The organism is Andreprevotia sp. IGB-42 (genome assembly GCF_009848685.1).
Lineage (GTDB): Bacteria > Pseudomonadota > Gammaproteobacteria > Burkholderiales > Chitinibacteraceae > Andreprevotia.
On record NZ_WXTX01000003.1, the window covers coordinates 224893 to 240268 of the forward strand.

At 61.0% G+C, this 15376-nt stretch carries 17 protein-coding genes; 3 read left to right on the top strand and 14 right to left on the bottom strand.

The features are described 5' to 3' along the window. Positions 1-49 precede the first annotated feature (49 nt). The 12 genes from IGB42_RS05985 to IGB42_RS06040 form a co-directional block, all read right to left on the bottom strand. Positions 50-1870, bottom strand: a complete 1821-nt coding sequence (locus IGB42_RS05985) for a M61 family metallopeptidase (RefSeq protein ID WP_159668403.1) — start codon at positions 1868-1870, stop codon at positions 50-52. 114 nt (positions 1871-1984) lie between these two features. Beyond that, positions 1985-3256: a diguanylate cyclase gene (locus tag IGB42_RS05990; protein WP_159668408.1), complete on the bottom strand. Its 1272-nt coding sequence runs from the start codon at positions 3254-3256 to the stop codon at positions 1985-1987. A 139-nt stretch (positions 3257-3395) separates the two neighbouring features. Beyond that, positions 3396-3803: an RNA-binding S4 domain-containing protein gene (locus IGB42_RS05995; protein ID WP_159668413.1), complete on the bottom strand. Its 408-nt coding sequence runs from the start codon at positions 3801-3803 to the stop codon at positions 3396-3398. Between the two features lie 88 nt (positions 3804-3891). Continuing rightward, entirely contained in the window at positions 3892-5706 is a 1815-nt protein-coding gene (typA, locus tag IGB42_RS06000) for a translational GTPase TypA (RefSeq protein ID WP_159668418.1), read from the bottom strand. Positions 5707-5887: 181 nt separating this feature from the next. Beyond that, entirely contained in the window at positions 5888-6841 is a 954-nt protein-coding gene (gene gspK, locus IGB42_RS06005; protein ID WP_159668423.1) for a type II secretion system minor pseudopilin GspK, read from the bottom strand. Further along, entirely contained in the window at positions 6838-7437 is a 600-nt protein-coding gene (gspJ, locus tag IGB42_RS06010; RefSeq protein ID WP_159668428.1) for a type II secretion system minor pseudopilin GspJ, read from the bottom strand. The genes gspK and gspJ overlap by 4 nt, the downstream gene beginning before the upstream one ends. Further along, entirely contained in the window at positions 7424-7798 is a 375-nt protein-coding gene (gspI, locus tag IGB42_RS06015) for a type II secretion system minor pseudopilin GspI (RefSeq protein ID WP_159668433.1), read from the bottom strand. Before gspI ends, gspJ begins: the two co-directional genes overlap by 14 nt. Further along, the gene (locus tag IGB42_RS06020) at positions 7795-8280 is read right to left on the bottom strand and encodes a GspH/FimT family pseudopilin (RefSeq protein WP_159669080.1); all 486 of its coding nucleotides are present in this window, start codon (positions 8278-8280) and stop codon (positions 7795-7797) included. Before IGB42_RS06020 ends, gspI begins: the two co-directional genes overlap by 4 nt. Positions 8281-8289: 9 nt before the next feature. Next, complete coding sequence (gene gspG / locus IGB42_RS06025; protein WP_159668437.1) at positions 8290-8715, bottom strand: type II secretion system major pseudopilin GspG; 426 nt, start codon at positions 8713-8715, stop codon at positions 8290-8292. 66 nt (positions 8716-8781) lie between these two features. Beyond that, a complete protein-coding gene (gene gspF, locus IGB42_RS06030) occupies positions 8782-9978 on the bottom strand; it encodes a type II secretion system inner membrane protein GspF (protein WP_159668440.1) in 1197 nt (398 codons plus the stop codon). A 12-nt stretch (positions 9979-9990) separates the two neighbouring features. Then, positions 9991-10842 (bottom strand): formyltetrahydrofolate deformylase, encoded by an 852-nt coding sequence (purU, locus tag IGB42_RS06035; protein WP_159668443.1) that lies wholly within the window; start codon positions 10840-10842, stop codon positions 9991-9993. A 176-nt stretch (positions 10843-11018) separates the two neighbouring features. Then, a complete protein-coding gene (locus IGB42_RS06040; protein ID WP_159668446.1) occupies positions 11019-11261 on the bottom strand; it encodes a hypothetical protein in 243 nt (80 codons plus the stop codon). 100 nt (positions 11262-11361) lie between these two features. On the opposite strand from IGB42_RS06040, the gene IGB42_RS06045 reads away from it, so the two are divergent. Both IGB42_RS06045 and IGB42_RS06050 read left to right on the top strand, forming a co-directional pair. Further along, a complete protein-coding gene (locus tag IGB42_RS06045) occupies positions 11362-11826 on the top strand; it encodes a tRNA (cytidine(34)-2'-O)-methyltransferase (RefSeq protein ID WP_159668449.1) in 465 nt (154 codons plus the stop codon). Positions 11827-11856: 30 nt separating this feature from the next. After that, positions 11857-12543 (top strand): ParB-like protein, encoded by a 687-nt coding sequence (locus tag IGB42_RS06050; protein ID WP_159668452.1) that lies wholly within the window; start codon positions 11857-11859, stop codon positions 12541-12543. 68 nt (positions 12544-12611) lie between these two features. Here the strand turns inward: IGB42_RS06050 and IGB42_RS06055 are convergent, their stop codons facing one another. Both IGB42_RS06055 and purT read right to left on the bottom strand, forming a co-directional pair. Then, positions 12612-13004 (bottom strand): group II truncated hemoglobin, encoded by a 393-nt coding sequence (locus tag IGB42_RS06055; RefSeq protein ID WP_159668455.1) that lies wholly within the window; start codon positions 13002-13004, stop codon positions 12612-12614. Continuing rightward, positions 12997-14205 carry a formate-dependent phosphoribosylglycinamide formyltransferase gene (gene purT / locus IGB42_RS06060; protein WP_159668457.1) on the bottom strand — a complete coding sequence of 403 codons (1209 nt, stop codon included), beginning with the start codon at positions 14203-14205 and terminating at the stop codon, positions 12997-12999. The genes IGB42_RS06055 and purT overlap by 8 nt, the downstream gene beginning before the upstream one ends. 371 nt (positions 14206-14576) lie before the next feature. On the opposite strand from purT, the gene IGB42_RS06065 reads away from it, so the two are divergent. Further along, positions 14577-15242: a VIT1/CCC1 transporter family protein gene (locus tag IGB42_RS06065; RefSeq protein ID WP_159668460.1), complete on the top strand. Its 666-nt coding sequence runs from the start codon at positions 14577-14579 to the stop codon at positions 15240-15242. Positions 15243-15376: the final 134 nt, after the last annotated feature.

Sequence of the window (15376 nt, forward strand, 5' to 3'; positions counted from 1 at the left end):
ACCCGTGGAAAGGCCATCCCCAACGCCTTGTTGCCGCGACCGGGCCCCTTTATTGTGCAAGTAGCCATTGCTGCCGTGTGGCAAGCGCGGTGCTGTCGTCATCCTTCACCCGCAGCCCCCACGTATCCGCCTCTGCGGCGCGTACGTCCAGCTGGCGCACGATCAGCTCATCACGCCGGAATGCATGCACCGGCACGCTGCTGCCGGGCAGCGCCGTCCCCAGCAGCGTATCGATATTGCCGATATTGATGCGCAAGCCATCCCACGCCACCAGCACATCGCCGGCAGACAACCCGGCGGCGCGCGCAGCGCCCCCATCGAAGACCTGTGCCAGTTTCACCCCGCCCGCTTCGCCAGCCAGCTTGGCGCCGATGCTGTTACCGGGTGCGCCGATCTCCTTCCAGCCGCCCTTGTCGCTGCTACCGGCCGGCGCACGCAGCTGCGTTTCCACGCCGAAGCCGGCCAGCAACGCGGCCAGCGGCAATGGCTCGGTCGAACGCAACGCCAGCGCAAAGTAGGCAGAAAGGTCCACACCCGCCACTTCGCTGGCCAGCCGTTCCCACTCATCCTCCGGCACGCCATTGCCAACCGGATAGAAATCACGCCCGTAGCGCTGCCATAGCGCGCGCATCACGTCGTCCAGGCTTCTGGCGCCATGCGTCCGGCTACGGATGGTCAGGTCGAGGCCCAACGCGGCCAGCGCCCCCTTGGTGTAGTAGCTGACCAGCACGTTCGGGCTGTTCTCGTCCTGCCGGTAGTACTTGACCCACGCATCGAGGCTGGCTTCTTCCAGGTTCTGCTTGTTGCGGCCGGCAGCGCGCTCAACGCTGGTCAGCGTTTGCGCCAGCAGATCAAGGTACTCCTGCTGCGTGATCAGACCGGTACGCACCAGCGTGAGATCGTCGTAGTAGGAAGTGATGCCCTCGAATGCCCACAGCAGGCGGGTATAGCTTTCCCGTGCCAGATCGTAGGGTGCATAGCTGGCTGGCTTGATGCGCTTCACGTTCCAGCTGTGGAAGTATTCGTGGCTGCACAGCCCCAGATATTGGCGGTAGGCGGGCTTGATGGCGGTTTCGTGTGCCAGCGGCAGATCATCACGGCTGGCGAGCAGCGCGGTGGATGCGCGGTGCTCCAGCCCGCCGTAGCCGTCACCGGTTGCCATGGTCATGAACACGTAGCGCCCGAACGGTGCCGGCTCGCCAAACAGCCTGATCTGGTATTCGCAGATGCGGGTAAGATCGCGCTGCAGGCGCGCCAGATCGGCACAGTGCCGCCCGGCGATGACGATATCGTGCGGCACGCCGCAAGCGTTGAAAGTGGCGAGCGCAAACTCGCCCATTTCTACCGGGTGATCGATCAGTTCTTCGTAGTTGGCTGCCTGGTAGCTGCCAAACGTGTACGGTACAGCGCCGGCTGCCGGCAAGCTGGTTGCCACCTGCCACGCAGCCACGCCTGGCGGCGGCAACAATTCCACCGCTACCGGCTGATCCTCCTGGCCATTTACGGCCAGAAATACGCTGGTGCCGTTGAAAAAGCCGCGTGTTTCATCCAGATAGGCGCCGCGTACCGACAGATCGAATGCATAGACATCGTATTGCACCGTCAGCGCGCCCTGCATGGCGGCAGCCTGCCAGCGATGCTTGTCGAGCTTGTGCAGCGCCACTGCCTGCCCTTGTTCATCCTGCGCGCTGATCGCCACGATATTGCGGGCAAACTCGCGGATCAGGTAACTGCCCGGTATCCATACCGGCAACCACAGTATCTGCCCCGCCGCTGCAGGCTGCGCCACATCCAGCGTGATGCGGAACAGGTGGGCGGAGAGATCAAGCGGTGCAATGCGGTAACGGATGGCGGGAGCAATGGCGGGCATGGGCAGATTCGCTGGCGGCAAAAGTTCTATTTCAACAGATGCCACGCCGCCAGCCAATCCATCGCAACGCGATTTATTGCCATTTGTTGATCACACCGGTTTACCGCAGGTCGATCAGGCCCCCGGCATCCTGGCCAGCCCCACCTGGTTGCGGCCGGCCGCCTTGGCACGATACAGCCCCTGGTCAGCCACATCGATCAGGTCGCGCACGCTCATGCCCGGCTCGAATACCGCCACGCCGGCGCTGAAGCTGGAGCAGAACCGCGCCTCCGGTGCGATATGGCTGATGGCAGAGAAACGTTCGCGCCATTCGTCCACCTTTTGTGCGGCACGCAGCACGCTGGCATCGGGCAGGATCACGCAGAATTCCTCGCCGCCATAGCGGCCCACCAGATCAGGCTCAGCGGCAGCGTGGCGCAGCAGGCGCGCCAGGCTCTTGATCACCGCATCGCCGGTCAGGTGGCCGTGGTTATCGTTCACATGCTTGAAGTGATCGATATCGATCATCGCCAGCGCCAGCGGGCGGTTGCTTTGCGTGGCCAGGAACAGCTCGGACTGCAAGCGGTTGGTAAAGTGGGTATGGCTGAGCAAACCGGTCAGGCTGTCGCGCGTGAGCGCGCGGCGCAGCTTGCGATAGCGGTCTGCAACGATGCTGACAGTGGAAATCAGTTGCTGCGTATCGCTGTTCTTGACGATGAAATCCTCCCCCCCCATGCGCCGTGCCGAGAGCTGGTGCCCCAGCCGCGTTTCGGTGGAAAGGAATACGATGGGCAAGCCGTCGTATTGCGGGTGCTGGCGCACAATGCGGGCGATTTCATCGCCGGTATAGCTGGGCATGTAAATGTCCATCAACACCAGGTCGGGCTTGTAGCGCTGCAGCCACAGGAAGATTTCCAGCGGATCCTGGATATGCTTGGCCTGCATGCCGTTTTCTTCGAGCATCTTCTGCGCCCAATGGCCCGATGCAATCGAATCATCGACCACCAGCACGCGGAACGGCACCGGCTCATTGTTTTCCAGCAGCGCATCCAGCCGGTCTGCCAGCTTGCCGGCATCGCAGGGCTTGGCAATGAAATCACTCACGCCGGCCCGCAACAGCTGGATCTGGCTGACGATGGTTTGCGAACTGGACAGCAACACCAACGGCCAATCGCCAATGCGGGCAAGACGCTGCACCAGCTCCTGCAAGGCAAGACCGCTTTCGAGGCCGGCATCATCAAGCAGCACTGCCAGCGGCTTCGCTTCGGCTAGCGCCACCAGCAAGGCGGCCGGGCGCTGGAATGCCTGACAATCGAATCCGAAGGACGTGAGGCCGTCCGCCAGCACCTGGCCTGTATCAGCGTCGGCGCAGAGAATGAGGATCGGGCGGGCGGCAATATCCAGCATGAGGAATGCGTTTTCGCAGTGTAAGAAAGGTGCTTACAGTTTACCGACTAATCGGTAAAACCCCAGCAGCCGGCTGTCTGCCGACTGCTTAATTAACAATATATGCAACATATGGACAAATATCAGGATTGGCTTCTGATTATTCGCGCCCTTGCTTGCGCTCGAAGCTGTGCAGCTCGCGCCGCCACTTCTTGGTCGGCCTGCCCCTGACGTCCGGATGATCGAAATGCGGTGCCGTTGCCTGCATTTCACGGCTTTGCTCACGCTTGGCAATGCTCTCGGGCGATTCTTCGTACAACGTCACCGCAATCGCGGCCGAGCCACGTTTGTCGGCGAGCTGGCGCACGGTCATTTCAAACTCGCCATGCGCGGCATAGATGCGCAGCTTGTCGCCGATCTTCAGCGCGCGAGCCGGCTTGGGGCGCTCGCCATTGAGGTGGACATGCCCTGCTTCGACTGCATCGGTCGCCATCGAGCGGGTCTTGTAGAAACGCGCCGCCCATAGCCATTTGTCGACACGGATTTTCTCGTCTTCTGTCTGCTTCATGCCCGGCTCCGGAAAAGTTGCCCGATAACATAACAAAAACGGGGCACAAGGCCCCGTTTTCTTTTGCTGCTTTCCAGATCCGCGGCGATCAGCCTTCGGACTTGGATGCACGGCGACGCTCGTGTTCCTGCAGGTGACGCTTGCGGATACGGATCGACACCGGGGTGATTTCCACCAGTTCATCATCATCGATGAACTCCACCGCCGATTCCAGCGACAGCTTGATCGGCGTCGTCAGGCGCACCGCTTCGTCGGTACCGGATGCACGCACGTTGGTCAGCTGCTTGCCCTTGATCGGGTTCACAACCAGATCGTTGTCGCGGCTGTGGATACCGATGATCATGCCTTCATACAGCTTGTCGCCCGGGCTTACGAACATGCGGCCGCGATCTTCCAGCTTCCACAGTGCGTAGGCCACGGCTTCGCCGTTATCCTGCGAGATCAGCACGCCGTTGTGACGGCCGGGCATATCCGGCTTCACCGGTGCATAGTCGTCGAACACGTGGCTCATCAGGCCGGTACCACGGGTCATGGTCATGAAGTCCGACTGGAAGCCGATCAGGCCACGTGCCGGGATATGGTATTCGAGGCGGGTACGGCCCTGGCCGTCGGATTCCATATTGGTCAGCTCGCCACGGCGGCGACCGATTTCTTCCATGATGCCGCCCTGGTGTTCATCTTCCAGGTCGATGGTCAGGTTTTCATACGGCTCGCACTTCTGGCCGTTGATTTCCTTGTAAACGACACGCGGCTTGGCCACGGCCATTTCGAAACCCTCACGACGCATGCTTTCCAGCAGGATCGTCAGGTGCAGTTCACCACGGCCGGATACGCGAAAGATATCGGCATCGCCGGTGTCTTCAACGCGCAGCGCAACGTTGGTCAGCAGCTCCTTGGTCAGGCGATCGCGGATCTGGCGCGAGGTCACAAACTTGCCTTCGGTACCAGCCAGCGGCGAGGTATTGACCATGAAGTCCATGTTCAGCGTCGGTTCATCCACACCCAGCACCGGCAGGCCAACCGGGTTTTCCTTGTCACAGATGGTGACACCGATACCGATATCGTCGAGGCCGGAGATGATGATGATGTCGCCCGCTTCGGCGCCTTCAACCGGCACGCGGTCCAGGCCCTGGAAACCCAGCACCTGGTTGATGCGGCCGCTGGCCACCTGTTCGTCATGGTTCATCACCACAACCTGCTGGCCCGGCTTGATGCGGCCGTTCACCACCTTGCCTACGCCCAGACGACCGGTGTAGGTAGAGTAATCCAGCGCGGCCAGTTGCAGCTGCAACGGCGCATCAGCATCACCCGGAGGGGACGGAACGTGCTTCAGCACGGTTTCGAACAGCGGACGCATATTGTCCGACTCTTCTTCCAGCTCGAGCTTGGCAAAGCCGTTCAGGCCCGATGCGTAGATGATGGGGAAATCGAGTTGTTCGTCGGTTGCACCCAGCTTGTCGAACAGGTCGAACGTCTGGTCCAGCACCCAGTCAGGACGTGCGCCCGGACGGTCAACCTTGTTGATCACGACGATGGGCTTGAGGCCCAGTGCCAGTGCTTTCTTGGTCACGAAGCGCGTTTGCGGCATCGGGCCTTCAACGGCATCGACCAGCAGCAGCACGCCGTCTACCATGCCCAGCACGCGTTCGACTTCACCACCGAAGTCGGCGTGACCCGGGGTGTCGACGATGTTGATATGGGTGCCTTCGTAATCGATGGCGGTGTTCTTGGCCAGAATCGTGATGCCACGTTCTTTTTCAAGATCGTTGGAGTCCATCACGCGCTCGTCAACCTGCTGGTTTTCGCGGAAAGTGCCGGACTGGCGGAGAAGTTGGTCAACCAGCGTTGTTTTGCCGTGGTCAACGTGGGCGATGATAGCAATGTTGCGGAGCGCGCGCGTCATGAGGGTGTCGATGCTTTGGTTAATCGGTAACCGGCGATTGTAGCACGCGATTGTGGCAATTCGCTGAATGCTGCCGACAATCGCTTGCCCGCCCGGCCAGATGCTGCAGCGACTCCCTGCCGCTGCAGCACGGGTTCGTGCGCTACACAACCAATGACCGAGCAGCCCGGCCAGCGGTGAGCTAACGGCGTTTAAGCCAGACGATGCGTGGTGCATCGTTACCGTTGCGCTCCAGCAGCGCCGCATAGCGCACGGTCACCCGGCCGAACTGGGCATCCACTTCGTTGATGAAGTAGCGGCTCTGTATGCTCAGCGAGCCGGCAACCACATTGGCTCGCACCCGCTCCGGCAAGGCATCGGAAAAATCCTGCAGCGTTTCAAAATACTTGCCGGCGCGTTTCGAAACCACCGCCTGCGCCTCGGCCAGCGTCAGGTCGGGAATGACAGCGGCCAGGACTTCAGCACTGGCAAAATTCACGTTCACCGGTGATGCCTGCGGCAATACCGCCACATGGGGCGCCAGTTTCGCGATCAGCTCGCGCGTAAAGCCCTGTACCCTTGCCAAGCTTTCGATATCGGCAAGCGGCCGGTTGGCTGCCCGATAAGGCGGTGTCTGGTTCAGGTATTCCAGATCTTCCGCTCCACCGGGGTAGCGGGTTTCGCTATCGCCATCTTCCCAGTCTGCCAGCGCGTTGACGAGCTCCACAGGCACCCCCACCGATTTGAACAGCCGCTCTGCGGCAGCCACGGCCACCGGATCAACCGTACCGATGGGAGCGATGTTGTTGAGGTTGAAACGGCCCTGCTGCTCCAGCACCCGTCCGCCGACACGGCCTTTTTCCACCGGTATGGAGGGGATGGGGATATTCCATGGTTCCAGCAGGTTATCCACCTGATTATGCCGCGCATCGTCACGCATGGTCAGCCGCGCCATCTGGATGGCGGCGCGCGCCACACCGCGCGCCTGCGCCTGGTCGAACTGGTTTTCAATCTGCCGGAACCACAGCTGCTGGCGCCATGCCATCCAGGCTACCAGCGCCGCCACCAGCGCAGCGGTCAGCACCGCAGTGATGATGGCAATCCCGGCCTGCCGGTGCCTGCTGGCGCGCGTGCGCGTACCGGATCGTTGCGTCATGGCAGTGCGTACACTCTTTCGATCTGCTGCCCACCCTTGCGGGCCAGTTGCACGCGGATGCCGCGCGGTGGCGTCATGCTCACCGTGGTGGTACCCGGCTGTTTGTTGGGCCAGTTGGCCTGCCATACATTATCTGCATCCAGAAACCATACGGTGAAGCTGTCGACGTCAGGCATCAGCGTGAATACCTGGGGTATCGCACGGGGTGCCAGATCCAGACTATCCCACAGCAGCATTTCCAGTTTGCCGTCTTTCAGCCGGTACGCCACATGGAAGGGATCGCGGTCCCGCGCACTGCGTATCAGCGCCAGCCCCGGCTGGCCGGCATTGGCCATCTCCGCACCGCCACGCACAGGTGGCTGCAATGTGCCGCCGGTATCGCGCCATGGCCGGTTTGCCACCTGGCTGACGTCCTCTTCAAAGCGGTCGAGCACCAGCGAGAGTTCGCGCCATTGGCGTGCTTCTTCATCCAGCCGCAGCTTGGTATCGGCAATGCGCGACAAACCCTGGTACGCCACCAGCGTGAGGATGGCGAACACGATCAGCGCCACCAGTACTTCCAGCAGCGTGAAGCCGCGTTGCTCAGCGCGGCGCATTGGCAAGGTAGCTCACAAGCGTGGCCAGCGCATACTGGCTGTTATTACCGTCATACACGGTGATTTCCAGCCGGCGGAAACTCAGGTTGGGCGACGCGCTGGTTTCCACCCGCCAGGTAAATGCATGCCCCGCCTGTTCTGCCGAGCCTTCCTGGCGGCCGATTTCAGGGAAGTCACCGCGTGCCGTCATTTCGTTCAGCCGATTTTGCGCCACCCACCCCGCCAACGTATGCATGCGGTAGCTTTCCGCCGTAGTCACGCTACCGCTGGTGGCCTTGATGGCGGCCGCCAGCGCAATCGCCAGCACCGCCAGCGCAATCAGCACCTCGATCAACGTAAAACCGCGCGGCCCGGGTTTCATTTGCCCGCATCCGCTTCGACCTGCGTGGCATGCACCTGACCGGTGACATCGCCGTCCACCCGCCAGTGCTGTTCGCCCAGCGCCATATCCAGCTGGAACAGCGCATTCACGCCCGATGGTTCAAACACGATGCGCTCGCCAATCGGCTGCTGACGCAGATTGGTGCTTTGCCGGGTAATCTGCAGCCCTTCCGGCAGGCTGCGCTGGCGGAACTCTTCCTGCGTACTCAACACCTGCCAGTTGTTCTGATCATCCTGCAACCAGAACTGGTAGCCATGGCCATCGGTGCTCCACGCCAGCGGTCGGCCACCATTGATGGCTTCGTCCCGCGCAGCATCGAGCAGCAACGACAGCCGCTCGGCTTCGCGACCGGCTACCCGGCCGTCAGACTCACCCAATTGCACCACGGCAATGCCCATCACGATGGCGATGACCGCCAGCGTGACGAGGATTTCAATCAGGGTGAAGCCTGCATCGCGCATATCAGGAAATCAAAGCATCCACGAGCCGAGGTCAGCATCGTAGCCCTCGCCACCCTGCTGGCCATCCGCACCGTAGCTCATCACGTCGATTTCGCCTTTCAGGCCCGGGTTCAGGAACAGGTAATCATTGCCCCACGGATCCTTGGGCAGCTTTTCCAGGTAGCCACCGGTTTTCCAGTTGCCGGGTACTGGCGGATTGCCTGGCTTGACCACCAGCGCTTTCAGGCCCTGCTCCGTTGTGGGGTAACGACCGTTGTCGAGTTTGTAGAGCTTGAGCGCCTGCATCACCGAACCGATATCCTGCTTGGCCGCAGTCACGCGCGCATCATTGGGCCTGTCCATGATCTTGGGCACGATCAGCGCGCCCAGAATGGCCAGAATGGTGATCACCACCAGGATTTCGATCAGCGTAAACCCGCGTTGCAGCTTTTTCATCGTTGTTTTCCTTGTCTACTTGCAACGGCCACATCCGCCCGTGCGGGCATGGCATGCAGCCGTCAGCTATTTGACCAATTGATTCATTTCGAACACCGGCAACAGGATAGCCAGCACGATCAGCAATACCACACCGCCCATCAGCAGCACCATCAGCGGGCCGAGCAAACTGGTGAAGGTGGCCACGCGGTTTTCCAGCTCCTGCGATTGCTGCGATGCTGCCTTGTCCAGCATGTGCTCCAGCCGGCCGGTGGCTTCGCCGCTGCCGATCAGATGGATCAGCACCGGCGGGAAAAGTTTGGACTGCCCCAGCGCACGCGACAGTACCGAGCCCTCGCGCACCTGCTTGCTGGCTTCCATCACCGCATCGCGCAGCGGCAGGTTGGACAGCACGCCACCCGCAGCCTGCAATGCGGTCAGCAACGGCACGCCACTGCCCACCAGGATGGCCAGCGTGGATGCCAGCCGTGCGGTATTGCCAGCCAGCTCGAAGCGGCCAAAAAGCGGCAATCTTAACTTCCACGCATGAAAACGGCGTTTCACTGCCGGGTCTTTCAATGCGCGCCACGCACCGAAGCCCGCCAGCACCAGCACCACCAGCACGATGGCGCCCCAGTCCCGCACAAAGCCGCTGATCCACAGCAGCGCGCGCGTGAGGAAAGGCAGCGTCTGCTTGGCGCTCTGGAATACCGTCACCATCTGCGGCACCACCCAGGTAAGCAGGCCCACGATGACCAGCGCGGACACCACCATCACCACGATGGGATAGATGAACGCCAGCATCACCTTGGCGCCCAGCGCGGCGCGGGCCTCCAGGTAATCGGCCAGCCGCTCCATCACCGCGGATGCCTTGCCCGATTCCTCTCCCGCCGCCACGATGGTGCGGTACAGCTCCGGGAAGGCAGCCGGATGGCGTGACAGCGCGCTCGACAGCGATACCCCGGCAAGGATTTCACTGCGCAGCGCCGCCACCAGGCGTTTTTCCTTGTCGTTCTCGCTTTGCTCGCCCAGCACCACCAGTGCCTGCTCGATATTGAGGCCGGCATCGAGCAAGGTGGCGAACTGCCGGGTGAGCATCGCCAGCTGCGCGGTACTGAGCTTGGGGCCGCGCTGGCCACTGGTGGCATTGAGCTCGATCAGCTCGCTGACCCACAGCCCCTGCTCGCGCAATTGCTGGCGTGCCTGGCGCAGTGAATCGGCCTCCAGCGTGCCACGCTGGTTGGCCCCTGCGGCATCGACGGCGCGATAACGGAAAGCGGTCATGCTGCGCGGCGCTTAAGCAAAGATCACCGTCTTGTTCGAATACACCAGCACACGGTGCTCCAGGTGCCACTTCACCGCGCGCGACAGCACGATGCGCTCCAGGTCACGGCCCTTGAGCACCAGCTCTTCCACATCATCGCGGTGCGAGATGCGGATCACGTCCTGCTCGATGATCGGGCCGTCATCCAGTACTTCGGTCACGTAGTGGCTGGTGGCGCCAATCAGCTTCACGCCACGCGCAAACGCGCGGTGATAAGGCTTGGCCCCGTCGAAGGCCGGCAGGAAGCTGTGGTGGATATTGATCACCTGCTGCGGATACGCGCCGGTGAATTCGTGGCTGAGCACCTGCATGTAGCGCGCCAGCACGATCAGGCTGACGTCATGTTCCACCAGCAACGCACGCTGCCGTGCCTCGGCCTCGGCCTTGTTGTCCTTGTTCACTTCCACCACGTGATAGGGAATGCCGTAGAAATTGGCCAGTGCCCGGCAATCTTCGTGGTTGGAAATGATCAGCGGGATATCGCAATGCAGCTCGCCACTCTGGTGGCGGTGCAGCAGGTCGACCAGGCAGTGATCGTACTTCGACACGAAAATCGCCATTTTCGGTCGCTGTGCCGATAGTGCCACCTGCCATTGCATGTCGAAACGATCGGCAATGGGCTGGAATGCCGGGGTAAACGCGGCCATATCCAGCGTGAAATCGGTCAGATCCCACTCCACGCGCATCAGGAACAGGTTTTCGCTGATGTCCTGGTGCTGATCCGAGTGAACGATGTTGGCGTTGTACGTGTAGAGAAAATTGGCGATCGCGGCCGAGAGCCCTTTTTGGTCCGGGCAGCTGATCAGCAGTGTGGCGGTATTCATGCACTTGTCCGTGGCAAAACCAGCCGCCGATTCTAGCAGCCTGCCCGGACTCCGGGCGAGTGACATTCAGAGCGTCGTCACCACCCGCTGCCGGCGAACTTCGCCCACGTGCACCATCGCATCGATAAAAATCTGCTGAAAGGTGCTGTTGTAGCCATGCGGCGGCAGTTCGGATGTCAGCGCCAGCCCCGCTGCGGCGATGCATCGACAACAATCGCCAGCGGATAACCGAACATTGCGGCATAGATTGCCTCGCCAATCCCCGGTGTGCGTACAGGATTGAATGCCTTGCCATCGGGTGCCTGCAGATCATGATCCAGCGCACGCAAAATCACGGCCATGGTCTGGCTCGGGGTAAGATGATCGCGCATCGCCATCTGTGCGGCGGCAATCAGCATTTCAGCGGGAGCCAGTTCCATGGTGCGCTCCTTGGTGCGGTGCATCTGCACTTTAGCGAGCTCTCCAAAATGCTGGCAAATGCTTTTTCAAAACCGACCGACTCCATCTTCAGCGTATTCCATGTTCGATATCGTCCTGTTCCAACCTGAAATCCCCCCCAATACCGGCAACGTGATCCGCCTTGCCGCCAATACCGGCTGTACGCTGCATCTGGTCAAGCCGCTGGGCTTCGCACTGGAAGACAGCAAGCTCAAGCGCGCCGGGCTGGATTACCACGAATATGCCGCCGTGCACGTGCACGACAACTGGCAGGCGCTGCAGGCGGCCTTGCCCGGGCGGCGCATGTTTGCGATGACCACCAAGGGCAGCAGCCGTTTCGATACGCTACAGTTCAAAGCGGGCGACGTGCTCATCTTCGGCCAGGAAACGCGCGGCCTGCCGGACGAGGTGCTGCTGCAGTTCGATGCTGCACACCGCATCCGCCTGCCGATGCGTGCCGGGCAGCGCAGCCTCAACCTCTCCAACGCGGTAGCAATCACCGTGTTCGAAGGCTGGCGCCAGCTCGGTTACGCCGGCGGCGCCTGATCAGCAATCCGCAACCGGAAAGGACACCGCATGAAGTATCTGCCCGTATTGCTCTGCCTGCTGGCCAGTGCCCCGCTGCTGGCCGCACCCTGCGCCAGCAACACACCGGTAGGCAGCTATTGCGAAATCGATTTCAATGCGCTGCATCCCACGCAACCCGCCATCGGCCTGATGCAGGTGGAGGACGAAGTCAAAGCGTATGCGGGACAAAGCCGCAAGCAATACATCAAGCTGATGCGCAAGAAGGAAATCCCGGTGGTGATCGGCCCGGATGGCGGCTTCTACCTCACTGACCGCCACCACCTGAGCTCGGCGCTATGGCGCTTGAAGGTGCCGCAAGCCACCGTCAAGGTCATCGGCAAGCTCGATGACGCCAGCAACTTCTGGCCGCAGATGCAGGCGCGCCACTGGGCATGGCTGTACGACCAGCACGGTGCGCCGTTGCCGCCCACGCAGTTGCCCCGCAACCTCGCCAGTCTGAAAGACGATCCGTACCGCGCGCTGGCCGGTTACGCGCAGGGCGCGCACTACTACAACAAGGCCGAACGCGCGTACTTCGTCGAGTTTGCCTGGGCGCGCTACTTTGGCGAGCAGATGCAATGGCGGGTCCTGGACCGCAGCAACCTGCCCGCCGCGCTGAAAGACGCGCAAAGGCTGGCCTGCCTGCCCGCAGCGCAACCGTTGCCCGGATACAAGGATGATTGCAAGGTGGATTGAGGGCCGCCAGATGCCCGGTGCAGAGGGATCGCAGTGTTGTCCCGCAATCGCACCGGGAGCCAGCGCTGCTAACCCTGATTCCGCATGAAATCTGCAGTGCGGTAAAACGATTCCTGCAGATGTTCATACAGCGCGCCATCCATCGGCACGTCGTCCATGGCCTTGAACATGCAGTACAGCCATTGATCACGTTCGGTCTCGCCGATGGCAAACGGCATATGCCGCATGCGCAGGCGCGGGTGGCCATATTTCTCGACGAACAGCTGCGGCCCACCCATCCAACCGGACAGGAACTCGAAGAACTTCTGGCGGATTTCCGTAGTATCGGCCGCGTGCATTGCATGGATATCCGCAGCCACCGGATCGGTAGCCATGATGTCGTAGAAACGGTCCACCAGCTGGCGCAATACCGCTTCGCCACCCAGCAGGTGGTAAGGCGTCATTTCCTGTACTTCACTCATCTTGCTGACTCTTCACCGGTTTGACCAGATTGGCCGCGTGCTTGGCGCGCTCGCGTGCAATGCCCACATCCGGCCCGGCGGCCAGCGCCACGCCCATACGGCGACGCATGAATGCCTCAGGCTTGCCGAACAGCTTCACATCGGCACGCGGCACCGCCAGCGCGGCAGCAACGCCGTCGAATGCGATACCGGCTTCGTCCATATCGCCATAGATCACCGCACTGGCGGCAGGCTCGCGCATCTGCGTATCCACCGGCAGCTTGAGGATGGCACGCGCATGCAGTTCGAACTCGGAAAAGCGCTGGCTCATCAACGTTACCAGCCCGGTATCGTGCGGGCGCGGGCTGACTTCGGAAAACCATACCTGCTCACCCTTGACGAACAGCTCGACGCCATACAGACCGCGGCCGCCCAGATTATCCGTCACCGCCCTGGCGATGTCGCGGGCTTTCTGCAGCGCGGCTGCATGCATCAGTTGCGGCTGCCAGCTTTCCACATAATCACCCTTGACCTGGATATGACCAACCGGCTCGCAGAAATGCGTTTCCACTTCACCTGATTTGCCCTGTGCACGCACGGTCAGCAAGGTGATTTCATAATCAAAATCGATGAAGCCTTCCACGATCACGCGGCCTTGGTTGACGCGGCTACCGCTGGCCGCGTATTCCCATGCTGCCGCCACATCGGCACCGGTGCGCAATGTGGACTGGCCCTTGCCGGACGACGACATCACCGGCTTCACCAGGCATGGGTAGCCGATTTCGTCGATTGCCGCTTGCAGCTCATCCAGGCTATCGGCAAAACGGTATGGCGAGGTGGGCAGGCCCAGCGTTTCCGCGGCGAGCCGGCGTATGCCTTCGCGGTTCATCGTCAGGTTGGCGGCGCGCGCGGTCGGGATCACTTCTGCCAGGCCATCGGCCTCGATGCGCAACAGTTCCTCGGTGGCAATCGCCTCGATCTCCGGCACGATCAGGTGCGGGCGCTCGGCCTCCACCAGCGCCCGCAATGCGGCAGCATCCGCCATGTTGATCACGTGGCTGCGGTGCGCCACCTGCATGCCCGGCGCGTTGGCGTAACGGTCCACGGCGATCACTTCAACGCCCAGGCGCTGCAGTGCAATGACCACTTCCTTGCCCAATTCGCCGCTGCCCAGCAGCATCACGCGCGTTGCGCTGCTGCTCAGCGGGGTTCCGATACGCATTTGCTTATTCCTTACAAAATATGGTCTAGCATCAGTACATGCCTCTCGCGAGGGTTGTGCCTCTGCCATAAATTATAGCTGAACGCGGCCAGTGCCCCATCGGGCAAGCGTGCACCCGGGGCATTGATTCCAAGACGAAGAATCGGAAGCTGAAGCCAGGCGACGCTGATCCTGGCGGTTCTTCAAAAACGGCCTTGTCATCCTTGAACGGCCCAGATACCAGGTGCTGCGGGCGCCAGGTAATGAAAAGCATCATGCACTGCGCTACGGCATACAGGCCAAGACGATGGTTAATCGTGACTGTTCCGCTGGTCGGACAGAACCGTATTACCTGGCTATGGCTATTCTAAGATTTTTGAGGGAACGACTTGATGCAAGCCGACGAATTGAGCCCCGAATCACCTGCACGCGTACTTGATCCGGTGGATCGGGCGACGGAAGTGATCTTCGGCCTGCTCATGGCAATGACATTTATCGGATCTCTCAGTGTTGCCACCGCCGGACAAGAGGCGGTGCACACAATGCAGCTCGCAGCACTCGGATGCAATCTGGCCTGGGGCTTGGCAGATGCCGTCATGTATCTCATCCGCGCCGTGGTTGAACGAACCCGTAGCCAGACATTGCTTGCGCGGCTTGGCAAAACCGATGCAAAAACGGGACAGGCCCTCATTGCAGAAGCACTTCCGGCGCGCTTATCGGTTGCCGCAAACGCTGAAATCCTTGGAATGCTGCGACTCAGCCTGCTATCCCGATCTGCTCAGGTCGAACAACGTCGCTTGAGCTGGAACGATTTAAAAGGTGCATCGGGCGTTTTTCTGCTGGTTGTACTTGCAACATTTCCGGTCGTCATACCATTCATGCTGCTGGATCAAGTTGCAATTGCGCTGCGTGTTTCCAATTTGGTCGCACTGGGCATCCTTTTTATTGCCGGGTGGGTATTGGCGCGCTACTCCGGTGGACGTCCACTGCTGTGGGGTGTCGCAATGGCGGTCATAGGCACATTATTGATGACTGCGATCATGGCGCTAGGCGGTTGAAAGATGACGATATTTTTGGCAAGTGTTTCCTCCAGGACGTCAACATGACTGTGTCGTCCTTTTGATGCCATAGTAAGCGGGCACCGTAGATTGCTGTCGCTTGGTTAGGCTGGCATCACTTTCGCTTCAAGTTT